Origin of the sequence: Saccharolobus solfataricus, assembly GCF_900079115.1 — an archaeon.
Classification (GTDB): domain Archaea; phylum Thermoproteota; class Thermoprotei_A; order Sulfolobales; family Sulfolobaceae; genus Saccharolobus; species Saccharolobus solfataricus.
In genome coordinates this window covers 1805436-1818199 of record NZ_LT549890.1, presented here as the reverse complement: position 1 = coordinate 1818199, position 12764 = coordinate 1805436, and the positions used below count along the sequence as shown (strand labels likewise).

At 34.9% G+C, this 12764-nt stretch carries 15 protein-coding genes, 3 pseudogenes and 1 CRISPR repeat array; of the genes and pseudogenes, 9 read left to right on the top strand and 9 right to left on the bottom strand.

Going from position 1 to position 12764, the window contains the following annotated elements; translation table 11 throughout:
* Window positions 1-94: 94 nt before the first annotated feature.
* Together SSOP1_RS16545 and SSOP1_RS09765 are read left to right on the top strand one after the other, a co-directional pair.
* Window positions 95-268, top strand: a complete 174-nt coding sequence (locus tag SSOP1_RS16545; protein WP_009988449.1) for a type II toxin-antitoxin system CcdA family antitoxin — start codon at window positions 95-97, stop codon at window positions 266-268.
* 57 nt (window positions 269-325) lie between these two features.
* Window positions 326-736: direct repeats of the CRISPR family, unit length 24 nt; unit sequence CTTTCAATTCTATAGTAGATTATC.
* A 1021-nt stretch (window positions 737-1757) separates the two neighbouring features.
* The gene (locus tag SSOP1_RS09765; RefSeq protein ID WP_009988445.1) at window positions 1758-1952 is read left to right on the top strand and encodes a hypothetical protein; all 195 of its coding nucleotides are present in this window, start codon (window positions 1758-1760) and stop codon (window positions 1950-1952) included.
* Window positions 1953-2054: 102 nt separating this feature from the next.
* On the opposite strand, the gene SSOP1_RS09760 is transcribed toward SSOP1_RS09765, so the two are convergent.
* The 4 genes from SSOP1_RS09760 to SSOP1_RS09745 form a co-directional block, all read right to left on the bottom strand.
* Entirely contained in the window at window positions 2055-2450 is a 396-nt protein-coding gene (locus SSOP1_RS09760; RefSeq protein WP_009988444.1) for a type II toxin-antitoxin system VapC family toxin, read from the bottom strand.
* Entirely contained in the window at window positions 2437-2661 is a 225-nt protein-coding gene (gene vapB / locus SSOP1_RS09755) for a type II toxin-antitoxin system VapB family antitoxin (protein ID WP_009988442.1), read from the bottom strand. The genes SSOP1_RS09760 and vapB (SSOP1_RS09755) overlap by 14 nt, the downstream gene beginning before the upstream one ends.
* 404 nt (window positions 2662-3065) lie before the next feature.
* A complete protein-coding gene (locus SSOP1_RS17130) occupies window positions 3066-3239 on the bottom strand; it encodes a hypothetical protein (protein WP_012713150.1) in 174 nt (57 codons plus the stop codon).
* A 292-nt stretch (window positions 3240-3531) separates the two neighbouring features.
* Entirely contained in the window at window positions 3532-3828 is a 297-nt protein-coding gene (locus tag SSOP1_RS09745; protein WP_010923653.1) for a transposase, read from the bottom strand.
* A gap of 249 nt (window positions 3829-4077) precedes the next feature.
* Between SSOP1_RS09745 and SSOP1_RS09740 the strand changes: the two genes are divergently transcribed.
* Both SSOP1_RS09740 and SSOP1_RS09735 read left to right on the top strand, forming a co-directional pair.
* Complete coding sequence (locus SSOP1_RS09740; protein WP_009990292.1) at window positions 4078-4323, top strand: hypothetical protein; 246 nt, start codon at window positions 4078-4080, stop codon at window positions 4321-4323.
* Window positions 4320-4730, top strand: a complete 411-nt coding sequence (locus SSOP1_RS09735) for a type II toxin-antitoxin system VapC family toxin (protein ID WP_009990338.1) — start codon at window positions 4320-4322, stop codon at window positions 4728-4730. Before SSOP1_RS09740 ends, SSOP1_RS09735 begins: the two co-directional genes overlap by 4 nt.
* 96 nt (window positions 4731-4826) lie before the next feature.
* Here SSOP1_RS09735 and SSOP1_RS17305 read toward each other — a convergent pair whose 3' ends face one another.
* Window positions 4827-4997: a hypothetical protein gene (locus tag SSOP1_RS17305; RefSeq protein WP_009990339.1), complete on the bottom strand. Its 171-nt coding sequence runs from the start codon at window positions 4995-4997 to the stop codon at window positions 4827-4829.
* Window positions 4949-5815 (bottom strand): annotated as a pseudogene (locus SSOP1_RS16535) (IS630 family transposase); the annotation flags it as partial. The gene SSOP1_RS17305 and the pseudogene SSOP1_RS16535, both read right to left, overlap by 49 nt.
* 296 nt (window positions 5816-6111) lie before the next feature.
* Here SSOP1_RS16535 and SSOP1_RS09720 point away from each other — a divergent pair.
* Window positions 6112-7374, top strand: a complete 1263-nt coding sequence (locus tag SSOP1_RS09720) for an ATP-binding protein (RefSeq protein ID WP_009990344.1) — start codon at window positions 6112-6114, stop codon at window positions 7372-7374.
* 266 nt (window positions 7375-7640) lie between these two features.
* Here the strand turns inward: SSOP1_RS09720 and SSOP1_RS09715 are convergent.
* The 3 genes and pseudogenes from SSOP1_RS09715 to SSOP1_RS09705 form a co-directional block, all read right to left on the bottom strand.
* A pseudogene (locus tag SSOP1_RS09715) lies at window positions 7641-8163 on the bottom strand (PaREP1 family protein).
* A 65-nt stretch (window positions 8164-8228) separates the two neighbouring features.
* Window positions 8229-9455: an RNA-guided endonuclease InsQ/TnpB family protein gene (locus tag SSOP1_RS09710; protein WP_010923650.1), complete on the bottom strand. Its 1227-nt coding sequence runs from the start codon at window positions 9453-9455 to the stop codon at window positions 8229-8231.
* On the bottom strand, window positions 9427-10068 hold the full coding sequence (locus SSOP1_RS09705; RefSeq protein ID WP_010923649.1) for an IS607-like element ISC1913 family transposase: 642 nt from the start codon (window positions 10066-10068) through the stop codon (window positions 9427-9429). Before SSOP1_RS09705 ends, SSOP1_RS09710 begins: the two co-directional genes overlap by 29 nt.
* A 398-nt stretch (window positions 10069-10466) precedes the next feature.
* Here SSOP1_RS09705 and SSOP1_RS09700 point away from each other — a divergent pair.
* The 4 genes and pseudogenes from SSOP1_RS09700 to SSOP1_RS09685 all read left to right on the top strand — a co-directional run.
* Window positions 10467-10658 (top strand): annotated as a pseudogene (locus SSOP1_RS09700) (IS630 family transposase); the annotation flags it as partial.
* Between the two features lie 75 nt (window positions 10659-10733).
* Window positions 10734-10970 carry a type II toxin-antitoxin system VapB family antitoxin gene (gene vapB / locus SSOP1_RS09695; RefSeq protein ID WP_029552629.1) on the top strand — a complete coding sequence of 79 codons (237 nt, stop codon included), beginning with the start codon at window positions 10734-10736 and terminating at the stop codon, window positions 10968-10970.
* Window positions 10957-11370, top strand: coding sequence for a type II toxin-antitoxin system VapC family toxin (locus SSOP1_RS09690; protein ID WP_009992973.1), 414 nt, complete (start codon window positions 10957-10959; stop codon window positions 11368-11370). Before vapB (SSOP1_RS09695) ends, SSOP1_RS09690 begins: the two co-directional genes overlap by 14 nt.
* 610 nt (window positions 11371-11980) lie before the next feature.
* Window positions 11981-12754, top strand: coding sequence for a DODA-type extradiol aromatic ring-opening family dioxygenase (locus SSOP1_RS09685; RefSeq protein ID WP_009989007.1), 774 nt, complete (start codon window positions 11981-11983; stop codon window positions 12752-12754).
* Window positions 12755-12764: the final 10 nt, after the last annotated feature.

Genomic DNA, 12764 nt, shown 5'->3' with positions numbered 1-12764 from the left:
GAAAACATTCTACTACAGAATATTTATTACCTTATAATTCAAGAAGGTCATTATAGGCGAACGGGTTGCTGCCTCGACAAAGGTTAGGAGAGAAATGTTAGAAAAAGCAAAAGAATATAAGATTAATGTAAGTGAGGTTTTAAGAAAGGATTTGGAAGAAGAAGTTAGAAAGAAGGAAGAAGAGCAAGCAAGAAGATTATTGGATTTAGCATCTAAAGAGATAGTAAAAATCAATACTGATGAAGTAGTCGGAGAGTTAAAGAAATGAAGGAAAGAAAGAAATGATACCTTTTGACTCTAGTGCAATCTTCGACTTGATAAATTTCTTTCAATTCTATAGTAGATTATCTTGACTGCTTCAGGATCTTTAGTTAATTGTTGGGCTAACTTTCAATTCTATAGTAGATTATCTTATCCATAATGATACGCAGAGTGAATTAGATATATTAGAAAATCTTTCAATTCTATAGTAGATTATCTCAGAATATGGAATAACTGGGCCTAACAGAGCTATTTACCACTTTCAATTCTATAGTAGATTATCTAATGTTAGAACAAAGCTGCAAAGAAAGAGATGAATGGGCTTTCAATTCTATAGTAGATTATCTATTTGAGTTAATGAATTTCCTTGATTATTAAAATTAGATAACTTTCAATTCTATAGTAGATTATCCACGTCGCTGCCAATTTTCCGCCAATTCGCTTGCAGTATCTTTCAATTCTATAGTAGATTATCTTAGGATTTTAAACCCTCTATTTTATCTTTTCTTCTCCCTTCTTTCATTAGTATTATTATTATTTTTGTTCTCTTTTTTACTATTCCCGGGTTTTCCCGGGATTTTAACGAATTCTTCATAAAGATAATGAATTTAGGATAACAACCTAGCCCAAAACGAATTAGCGAATAAGGAAAACAACGATTGTATACGGGGGAACTCTTTCCCTATATTTTCTTTAAGAGAAATGTAATCATTTACAAGATTTTCGTCTATTCTTAATAATCGTATTTTTACTGGATTTTAAAGGGATAGTTTTAGCATAAGAAAATACAAATGATAAAAATCTTTTAGTAAATATAAAATATCTTATATGAATTTTCAATATAAATAATAATTTTATTAATTTAATCTTAATAAATTATAGCAATTTTCAGTCTAACGTGGAATTCATTATAAAAAGTGTGGAATATTATAATTTTTCTTTAATTTTTTATTAAATATGTATACATATGATGGAAAAAGCGAATTGAAAATTTAAAAACTTTTACCCTGCCCCTAGAAGGGGCGAGGCTTGTCGCCCGTTTTGCCAATAAAGTACATTATTAACCAACCTAACCCTTGTCTCACCAACAGCGTAAAAACCATTATGTGAGGGAGGAGAATAATTAACCAACTTCCTCGATAGTACTGTATAATACTCCTAGACCAACAAACGTTCAAGCTGAAAGGGAAAATTGGAAGACTCTTAAAAAGAATTGAAAGTAAAACTGGTATTCTTCTTAGACGAGAGTAGTTATTAGTATGTCAATTAAGAAGGTTTTGGCTAAGATTAGTAGTTCCCATAGGAAGAGATTCTAATTACCCTTCAACAGTCCCATAGAGTTGGGAAAGAGCATCTTTAATGTTACTAAGAGGTTACTAAGAGAATTTCAGCAAAAGAAGTATTTAAGTATAAGGGGACTTTCCGCCTCTTTGAACTCCCTTCTTCTGTAAATTTGATATTCTGCAGTTTTTAATCTCTTTGGGAGAGTTTAACTTATGGAGGAGTTAATAAAGAGGACTGAGGAAAAAGGCATTGACGTCGAGGAGTTAATACTTTCAGCTTTGTCCCGCATTGACCCTAAAGAGAGCATTAAGTTAAGAATTGAATTGGCTGAGAAGTATATGGCTGAGGGTGAGGAGTATTTAAAGCGTGGCCTAAAGTTAAGGAGAAATTTAACATTAAAGACTTAGTAATAATTTCGCCTACAAGAGGTAAATTGACATAAATAAAGTGCTCGATAATTTCAACTTAAACAAGCTAAGTAAGTGGAAAAGGACTGCCTTTTTTAGTCCTTATATTAATCGCGTATTAACTCCTTCTTTTATCGCAACTTCGTACTGCTTTTTATCAGACGTTACTAACTCAAGGTTATTCGACTTAGCTAATGCGATGAACAAGGAGTCATAAACAGTTATTTTATTCCTATTAGCGATCTTAAATGCCTCAATCAAGTATTCATCTTGGCTTACAATCAATAGAGCCTCTCTTTTTAATAAGTCAGAAAGTATTTTAATTACGACGTCCTCTTTCATTTCGCCTAAAAGGATCTTTTTCCACAAGGAGTTAGCAACTTCCTTAATCGATAAGTCCAAGGTCATCACTCCTTCAGATATAATTTCCACAACCTTTTCCCAACCCTTCTCTTTAGAGAAAAATTTTACTAAAGAAGAAGAGTCAATGACTCTCACGATCTTCCCTCACGGAATTTGATGAGAACCCTTCCTCACTAGGTTTAACGTCCTTAAGGTCTTCAATCCATTTATTTATGTATTCTTTAGCCTTAACCTTTAGGTAAAGTTCCTCTAAAAATTTTCTTACCTCTTGATCAATGTCTACTCCATGTTTTTCTAATTCCTCCTTTATCTCCTTCTTTATCCTCACGCTTATCACTGTAGACATACGTGTCTATTAGCCGTAGACATTAATAAAGATTTTCACAAAAATTCGACATTCTTGTCTATTGAGTTTAACTTCTCAGTTCTTCTTTATTTCAACCGTTAGTTGCTTTTTACGATTTTTTTCACGTGACGTTATCAAGCTTGAGCAAAATTGAAAAATTATCTTGAATATAATATTTCTTGCTATAAAATTATTCATTATATTCAACTAGAAAAGATTATATAATATATATTAACAAGTATTATACAAATAATTGTATAATTTTCCAATAAAATTTGTTATACTCACAACTAAAACTAGTAAGCGAAATTTGTTAATTAACCCTACCCTTGTCCCAATCCTCGTTAAGAGTACTTCAAGATTGCGATAGAGGTTGAGGAAGAAGACCTCTATCACAGCACCCTTCAAAGTCGTTGTTGAAGCCTTACCTTCCCTAATCTTGATCCCTCAACCGGAAGCCTAGCAGAACTAACGCCCTTAACCAAGATGTTCTTCCTAGAAGCCCTATCAGCCAAGAGCTTAAAACCATCAAAGGAAAAGGCCAAATCACTCAAATTAGCCAACCCAACCTTAAACAAAATTAGTCCTCCTTTCAACAAACCTTAAAACCAAAGTATGACTTACCATGCTTCCTACCCCAACCACCCTTATACTAAAGCTTGTAAAGTACTTGAGCTTAGAAACACTATAACTCATGAGGAGAAAATCGTCGTTAAATTTCATCTCATCAAGGTCAAGTGAGATCTTCTCTAGACCGGTTTGAAAACTCCTCTTTCCCTCGCGGAAGAATGTATCAATTATGTAATAGTTCTCGAATTTGTCGTTTTTTCTCTTCCTACCCCAAGTTCGAAACCCTTCTCCCTATACTCGTTAATCACCTTGTCTAAGGCCTTGTTGAGTCATTAGAGTTGTCCACATTCTCTCCCCCTCATCAACAACTGTTTCTTGTAGAAGAAGAATGCTTTTTTGGTGGACTTTCCCACCTAAGAATTTCATAAACATTTTGCTATCCCTAATTTCTCCCTCTAACCAAGAGATTTCGTAGACGAACTTGATTAATAGGACTTTGAGGAGTAATATAACGTCCCACTTGGGTTTCTTGGAGTAAGGTGACTCAAGTTTACCCCTAAACGTTTCCCATGGAAATACTTTATCGACCTTGAGCAAAAGGTCTTTCTCAGTTGAAAGTGACTTAGGTAGTAACTTGATTGTAGCTTACGGTTATTCGCTTAAGAGTGAGAGAGAGGCTGGGGCTACCGGGTAGAGGGGTATGAGTTTGATAATAACGTTGAAATAAATATTAATTACTGAAAAATTCTCCTTACGTTGTATCATACTTATGAAATAAATTGAAGATATCAACAAAGTAGCTAGTTAGACAAAAACTTATATTGGTATACCTATATAATATATTATATGTCAGTAGTAATAACGATTAAAGTGGACAAGCGTATTTCAGAATTAATAGAAAAGATGATAAGTTTAGGCATTGCTAAAACCAAAAACGAGGCCGTAAACTTGCTAATAGAGTATGGTAGAAATGAGATCGAGAAATGGATAAACAAAGAGGAGAAAGTTGAGGAACTGATAAATAAGTGGCTTAAGGACGGTTTCCCGTATAAGGGTTTAGACACTTCAGATTTAAGGGAAGAAAGAGTATGAGCATATTTGTTGATACTAACGTCATAATTTCTTTTGTGGAACAAGATGTGAACTATAACAAGGCCTTAAAAATTAGGGAAATTAACGATCTAATGACATCAGAGGTTACAGTACTAGAACTGTATTCCTTTTTCTCAAGAAAGTTAAAGGACGAAATTCTGGCAGAAGCCTCAACAAAATACGCACTTAAAGTCAGTAACGTTAAGGTTGTCGAACTAGATATGAACAGGCTATTTAGAAAGTCATTAGAGCTCTCCACTAAATTGCAACTAAAGACACTAGATGTTCTTCAGATATCTTCAGCTCTATTACTTAATGCGAAATCTTTTATCACTTTCGATAAGGACATATTGAAAAAGAGGGATCTCATAGAAAAAATTGTTAAGATATCTGTTTCTGAGTTATAGTACCAGAGTTCTTTTTCATAATAGATGCAACGAGCTTATACTTTTCTTAAAACAAAATATAGAAAAACATTGGGAAAAGCTTATATTATTGTGAAATTAAACTTGATAATAGATAATAAACAAAATAGAAGAAAATTTCTCCCCACTTCTATCTTCCTCAGGGTCCTCAAGCACATCGTGAAACTTGTTAATCCAATAACCAGTGTAATTACCTTGAAAAACCAAATAATAGAATTCATCCTCAATAAACTCCAGAACATAATCCAAGTTATAATAAGTATTAACCCAACGCTTCAAATCCTTCCAAACTCAATACGATTCAAATCCAAGGAATAGGGAGGCAAGAAGAGCAAATTAATGTTAAGCCTAGAAGCAGTAGCGAGAACATAAGAAGACTTGTGAAAGCTAGCATTATCAAGAATCAACACGACATTACCAGAATTCCTAACCCTAAGCAAGTAAAGAAAATCAGCGAAAACCCTAAAATCAACATTATGAGCATAAAACAAGGCTTACCATCAAACAAGGGAATACAAGCTAGAATATTAACACTTGGATAATCAGCCCTAACAACATACAAACCCTAGACGGATCATGACTAATACCAGACTCGTCCATGAAAAACACTTTTACGCCCTTCTTAATAACGCCCTTCAACCTCTCCCTAAGTCAGCATCTATTGGTCTCTTCTTGTTGATCTTGTAGGGTTTTATGTAGGGTATTTTCAGTCTTTTTCTCGCTATTCTCCAAGCTGTAGCTTATCTTCACGTTGAACTTCTCCTCTATGTTTTTGCTTCCCATATGGTTTTTCCTTGTATTTCTTCTACCTTTATTTCCCTCTCGTTTACCTTCTTTTTTCTTCCTTTTCTTTGCTTGTAGAATAGGCATTTTTCTCCCTCCTTTTCGAATTCGTTGATCCATCTATATACTGTGCTTTTGTGAACTTGTAGTATTTTAGCTATTTCGCTAATTTTCATTCCTTCCAAGTGTAGTAGTATTGCCCTAGCTTTTGTCTCGTTTAGGTTCTTGGGCTTCTTGCTAATTAGCTTCCTTATCTCCCTTTTTAAGGTCCTTAGCACACTCAGCCCAACAGCTTCCATTACTAACACTAGATTTAACTCCCTTTTAGCCCCCGTTGCAGCTATTATGAAAAAGACTATAACAAAGTAAACTGCTGAGCGTGGATCTCCACCTAGTCAGTGGGGTGGTATTTGATTAAATTCATTACGATTCTTTAAATAAACTGAATTCGCAAAGGATGCATGAATGACCCCTCATGAGCGAATATTATAATTTTTTATGGTAAGGAAATTTCCGTGAACTACTGTTCATTTACTATTCTTAGACGTTAAGCATAATTTTAAATATCATATTTTAGAATATGATATTTATGAATATGGTAAATAGAGAAAGAGAGTTACAAGCCTTGAAGAAAAGGCTTTCATCAAATGATTTAGAGCTTATAATAATTTACGGAAGGAGAAGAATAGGAAAGACTTTCCTCATCATAAACGCTGTTAATGGTTATGATTTCATATATTATTTAGCTACAGAAAAAAACAATTTAAGAAAATTCAAGGAATTGACGGAAAGTAAATACGAAGACATAAAATACGTAAAGGAAGATTGGGAGGCAATTTTTCACTATTTGAGAGATAAGATTATCATAATAGATGAATTTCCGTATATGATAAAAGAGGATGAGAGCATATTATCAACCTTCCAAAAAATTGTTGATGAGACTCTAAAAGGTAGTAAAACTAAGCTAATTTTACTTGGCTCTTCCATTTCCATGATGGAAGACGCAATATCCTATAAAAGCCCTCTTTACGGTAGGAGGACTGCGTCTATCGAATTAAAAGAGCTCAAATTTAAAGATCTGAAAGGATTTAATTTCTCTCTAATTGATGCGATACACGTTTACGGTTTTGCCGGTGGAGTGCCTTTTTACCTCACAAAGGCTAAAACTCCATTCTTAAAGTGGATCAATGCAGAATTAAAAGAAGTTGACTCTTTTATAAAAGATGAGATAGACTTTATGTTAAGATACGAGTTTTCTGAGATTGGTACGTATAAGGAAATATTGCACGCAATTTCTTCTGGCAAAAATACGTTAGGGGAAATAAAGGACTTTGTTAGAATAAGTGGAGACGTTTCTTCATATTTAAATAAACTTGAGAAAATAGGAATAATAGGAAAGGAGTTCCCCTATAAGATGAAGAAGGGTGCTAGGTATTATATTAAGGATAATTTTACACTGTTCTGGTTCACATTCATTTATCCAAACTTAAGCTTAATAGAGGAAGGAATTTATGAGATAAAAGAGGACGAGTATAACGTATACTTAGGGAGAATTTTTGAGAAAATAGCTAGAGAGTACGTGGAGGACGTATATAAGGTTAAGGTAGAAAGGCTCTGGTTTAAGGATGTGGAAATAGATATATATGGAGATGGAATAGCTGGTGAATGTAAGTGGAGTGAAGGAATAAATGGGGAGAAAGTACTTTACGAATTAAAAAGAAAAGTTGAAGATTTAGGACTAGACGTTAAAAAATACATAATATTTGCAAAAAGCTTTTCAAAAACTAATGAAGAGGCTGAGTTTATAGATCTCAAAAAGCTAGAACAATGGTATAGAACTTAAAATGAAAAGATATATTATAAAACGTATAAGATTCTTAATACTTAGAAAGGAAAAAAAATTCAGATATATTAATCTAGAGTATGGTCAATAATTTCATTTATTTGAGATTTATTCAAAATTACAAAAATTGGGCGTTAAGGTGCAAAAAGCCTCGCCAGCGGGAATGTATAGCCCCCTTATATTTAAATATGAGTTCTTCTAAATTTCCTTAATGGCTAGGAGGGGTAATAAAGCGATCAGAGCAACTGTTTCAAGGCTGAACTCTCTTATTTATTACCTTCTGTTAATTCCTTTATTAGCTCGTTAATCTTTCCCAATATTTCCTTAACTTCGTACTTAGAGTAATAAATGTCTATCACTTTCCTAGTCTCCTTTACTAACGTAATTAAATCCCTAAATACTTCCTCTTTTTTACTATATCTACTAAAGCCAGGTTCAAAACCATTATAATGATAATCGTGAAGATTTAGAGCATAGTTCACAAGGCTTATAACGTCAATTCCTATATCCTTTAGTACTTGTGCTAAACCGTACATGGCGTGTGTAGGCACTATGTGGGCCTTCTTTTTAATCCATTTCCTTTCCATCTTTAGCTAAATTAATTAACTTCTCTTCATTAGTTACTATGAGAGCGCTTAATAACGCTTTTACCGCACTAAAAGCTTTCTCCGCAGAGTTCCTAGTATATCCTTCCTTCCATAGAGTAAGAGATAGGAGAAGGTCAGATAAGCTTTCAATTATCCTAGCCTCCACGTAATCCTCTCCAACCCTATAAAGATCCTTCTCCACAACCACTTCATTCTAGTATAAGTTAAAATAATTACTCCTAAACACGAACAATAACCCGTTTGTCCCTACACTTTCATTTCAATCATTTTATGATCATTCATGATCGAGTGTAGGGACTTAGCCCTCAACCACCTTTTAGGTGGGTCATGGGACTCCTTCGAGCCCAACGGCACGGGGCTCACATCTCCAGCTCTCCTCGCTAAGTTGTACAGTGCAACTACATCCCTATGCCACTTTTCCTTCCCCTTCTCACAAACACCAACCCTTGGGGCATCGCCCCCATCGAGTTGGTAAACGATCTTAGTTCCATGAACTGGGCAAACAGTGGAAGTGTGAGACGGATTAACTAAGACCACGGGGACACCAAACTCCCTAGCCTTCTCAATAATAGCATTCTTCATTGAGGAAAATGCTGCTCTATAAATCCTCAACCTAAGCTGAGAGTCTTTCACGTCCTTTATCATATGCTCCGGAGTTCTCCTTGGCAAGTCCTCTAAAACTATGACACTCCTACTTTCAAAAGCCTCTTTAACGATCAGCTTAGCTAATTTCCTCCTAATGTCTACTTTCTTATTCCTCTCCCTCAGCCTCTTTAACTTCCTCCTCACTTCCCTATCCTTAGTTGACTTACCAGTAGTTATTGCCTTCCTCCTATACTCATAGCCCAGAGTAATCCTCTTAGTGTTAGTCTCTAAAAGCATCGGTTTTCCATCAACTAATACAGAGACTGAATTCTCATTTAGATCAACTGAGATGAAACCCTTAGGTTCATAAGGTTTAGGCTCATCTCTCTTAAAAATGACGTAGAACTCTACAACATTCCCCTTCAACAATTTAAACCTGGCCTCACTCGCAATCCTCCAGCCCTTGTTATAATATCTCCAGAAGATCTTAGGGAAGGTTGGTGAAATGAGAATCCTACTCCTCTTTGTGGAAATTGAAATCCTATCAAGGTTGAACTTCCACAGATGATCGTCGAGGTGAATAGTAACTCTCCTCACTGACGGTTTCTCAGTGTAACTCCTCCCTCTCCTCTTCAACTTCTCAAAACTGTCTAATCTCTCGCTTGCATCCTCACAAGCTGTGTAAATATAATGGGAGGGTAAGTCCTTATGCTTCTCCCTCTCAGTCTTGTAAACTCCCGCTTTAATCCTGGTGAAGGAGGTAGTTTTGTTTGACAGCCCATAATTTATTGCCTCCTCTAGAACCTCTCTGTACTCCTTCTCGACCTCCTTAAGTGCTGAGTAAGTTTTATAATCAACCTTAACCCTTAACTTCACTGTCCTCTCCACTTAACTCACCTATCAACTTTTTTACACCTTGAACTAGGAGTGTTTTCTTGTGACTCCTCATACCGTAAATTTTCCCAGCGAATGAGGTAATGATTGAGATTAAGTCCTCAACTAGCTCTTGTGCGTCATCTTTGGGCTCCTCACCAAAAACTACTTCAATCTTAACTCCCATGGTTGAGAAGAACTCCTCAATGTACTCAAATCCAAATCTTGTAAGTCTGTCTTTGTATGTTATTAATACGATGTCGACACTCCTCCCCTCAACAAGTTTGAATAACTTAAGCAATCCTTTCCTTTGTGTGTTCAACCCGCTAGCTATATCTTTCAGTACTTCAACTACCTTGTAACCCTTTGCCGTTGCGTAGTTCGTTAGGTAGTTTATTTGTCTTTCCAAGTCTTCTCTCTGATCGGTAGAGGAGACCCTTGCATAAATTACAGCTCTTGTTTCCTCCCTCTTCTCTAAGTACTTCTTAATCTCGCTGTAAGGTATCCTATACTTCCCTCCTTCAGTCGTTACTACCCTTATTTTTCCTTCTCTAATCCACCGTAGGAGTGTTGAGTATGAAATGCCGAGTAGTTGGCAAGCCTCCTTAGGTCTCAGTAGTCTCTCCACAAAATTGGTTGATAATAAATAAATATAAAAAGATTTCTATTAACGTGAGAAAGGATTCAGCCCTTATATAAAACATATTAGTCAGACCTGTGTAATACAGATCTGACTGGGTGAGGCCGTTTTGGGCTTAAAGCTCGATGAGGAGCTTAGCCCACCTCCACTTCAGGGTTCTCAGTAGTTGTTCAAGTTCATAAGGGAAAAGTATTTGAGCTAGTATTGTATTTGAGGGCGGACTTGACTAAGTCCCTATTAGCTTGCTTAACACCTTTAGTTTGTGGCATATAGTTAGGTCCGCCCTCGCTTATACAAACTTTTCTACAAAAAATTAGCAAAAATTAGATTTTTCTGAATTTCATTCATCTCGTTTTTTACGCAAAAAATGAGATTCCCATACTGACGTTAAATTAAGCCATGTAACAGCTTGGAGAATAGCTAGAAAGAGATTGAAAATCCCCTACATAAAACCATATAACAAGAAGAGGCCCTTTAACGCAGATAACATCTTGAGGGAGAGGTTAAAGGGTGTTATTAAGAAGGGTGTTAAGGTGTTTTTCACGGATGAGTCAGGTATTCATCACGATCCTTCCAAGGTTAGGAGATTGGCATCTCTCTTTACACCAATAATGTTGGGTAAACTTTAAATGTTTACAATAAAAGAAAACACTATGACTAGCACTGTTATATCGATAAGAGTTGACGAGAGGTTAAAGAAGGAGTTAGAGGAGCTAGGAATAGATTATCCGGAGCTAGTTAGAAGGTATTTAGAGGAGGTCGTGAGGAAGGAAAAAATGAGGAGAGAATTAAGAGAGGCAAACGGGATTAGAGAGGAACTCTTAAAATCTCATGGATATTATTCGCCCTCAGCAGAACTTGTAAGAGAAGATAGAGATGGCTATCATTGATACTTCTGCCCTATTTGCAATTTACTTTCCAGAGAAAATGACCGATTTTATAAGGAGAGAGATTGAAAGAGTTGAGGAATGTTACTTTCTTGATCTAATATTTTATGAATTCCCTAACGTAATTCGTAAAAGGATAGTGAGGAATGAACTAAGTAGAGAGAAAGCAGATGAGATATTACTTAGGGCTTTATCTTATATTGATCTTTGTAAGATAGTAAGTGGAAAGGAATTAACTTGGACTGCTTATGAGATTAGCTTAAAGTATAGCTTAACAACTTATGACGCTTCATTAATAGCTTTGGCAAAGAAAGTAGGAGACGTAATATTAACTGCAGATGAAAAACTATTAAGGGGGATTAGAAACTTTCCAGAAATCTCAAAATATTTCATCTTTCCCTAATTAAAGATTTTCTGACGAATATCACTATACAGTTACGATAAAAATGTAAGAATTTCAAATTAGATTAAGTCTTAATTTGCTCTAAATTCAACATAAGATTCAGATGTTGACAATGGAAAGATTCAATAATTATGATCTTCTTCAAAAGTTTTGTAGAATTAAACGCATTTGCCGAAAGTGATTAGGGCAATTTAAACTAAGTTTCAAAGGAATGAAATTGTTATCCACATTTTCCTTAAGACTGGAGTAGTAGTTTTAGGATATTCCATTATCATAAAAAGTCAAAATATTTATCCATGTATTTATAAATATCTTTCATTGTACTTCTTAATATTATAGCTTATCAATAAACATTTTTCATCTAACCAGGAAAGATTCATTATATATTTTTAACGTAACGTAAAAGTGTAACGATTTTCCTATAAACGCTAACTGGAGATATGAAAACTAACGTCTTCACAACAATATATAGCAAAATTTATAAATATTTGTGATAAAAATTGGAAAAATAGGATAAGGAAAACAAGCATATATGAACATAAAAAGATTCAGTCTTGGTTACCATAAGTTAACTTAGATTTTTATTTTAACTTAGTGAGAGGATATGATGATGACAGTTGGGTTATTTATATCTCATGGTTCCCCTACTATCCTTACTGAGGAAAATAAGTGGAAGGATCTACTCAGAAATATAGGAAAGGATGTTATGGAAAAATATAAGCCAGATACAATAATCGTATCTAGTCCTCATTTTATATCATGGTCTGGGGATTATTATATAGAAAACAGTGAGAAATTAGAGTGTATACAAGACTATTACGGTTTCCCAGAAGAGACCTACAAATATTGTTATGAGGCATATAATGATGTAGAACTAGTAAACGAAATTGTAATGGCTTCCGATGGAATCATAAAAGAGGATAACAGATGGGGTTTAGATCATGGTGCGTGGATTCCCCTTTTATTCATGTTTCCCGAGTATAAGCCAAAAGTAGTAACAATATCCATTACCGACAATAGCCCAGAATCACACTATGCTATAGGTGAAAAGATTAGAAACGCGGTAGAGAAATTAGGAAGAAAAGTATTATTCCTAGCTACAGGTTCACCAACTCACAGACTAGACCTATTCTACTTCAAGATAACTCCTAAACCTACAAACTTCGATATCATACTAATGGATATGATAAAATCTGGCGAATTTGACAAAATATTAAGAATTAACGAGCTATATCCTAAGGAATATCAAACTGCTATGCCTGAAGGAAATTTAAACACTCTATACATACTCTTAGGGTTTGTTAAACCGAAGAGGGCTGAGATTTTAGGATATGACACACCTTGGCCCGGAGTTAGTATGTTAGCCGCAAGCTTTTATGATTAAAAGACTCATT

Bases quoted from the DNA above. Each gene is read 5' to 3' on its own strand.
- SSOP1_RS16545 (WP_009988449.1), top strand. From the start codon at position 95: ATGTTAGAAAAAGCAAAAGAATATAAGATTAATGTAAGTGAGGTTTTA.
- SSOP1_RS09765 (WP_009988445.1), top strand. From the start codon at position 1,758: ATGGAGGAGTTAATAAAGAGGACTGAGGAAAAAGGCATTGACGTCGAG.
- vapB (WP_009988442.1), bottom strand. From the start codon at position 2,661: ATGTCTACAGTGATAAGCGTGAGGATAAAGAAGGAGATAAAGGAGGAA.
- SSOP1_RS09740 (WP_009990292.1), top strand. From the start codon at position 4,078: ATGTCAGTAGTAATAACGATTAAAGTGGACAAGCGTATTTCAGAATTA.
- SSOP1_RS09735 (WP_009990338.1), top strand. From the start codon at position 4,320: ATGAGCATATTTGTTGATACTAACGTCATAATTTCTTTTGTGGAACAA.
- SSOP1_RS09720 (WP_009990344.1), top strand. From the start codon at position 6,112: ATGATATTTATGAATATGGTAAATAGAGAAAGAGAGTTACAAGCCTTG.
- vapB (WP_029552629.1), top strand. From the start codon at position 10,734: ATGACTAGCACTGTTATATCGATAAGAGTTGACGAGAGGTTAAAGAAG.
- SSOP1_RS09690 (WP_009992973.1), top strand. From the start codon at position 10,957: ATGGCTATCATTGATACTTCTGCCCTATTTGCAATTTACTTTCCAGAG.
- SSOP1_RS09685 (WP_009989007.1), top strand. From the start codon at position 11,981: ATGACAGTTGGGTTATTTATATCTCATGGTTCCCCTACTATCCTTACT.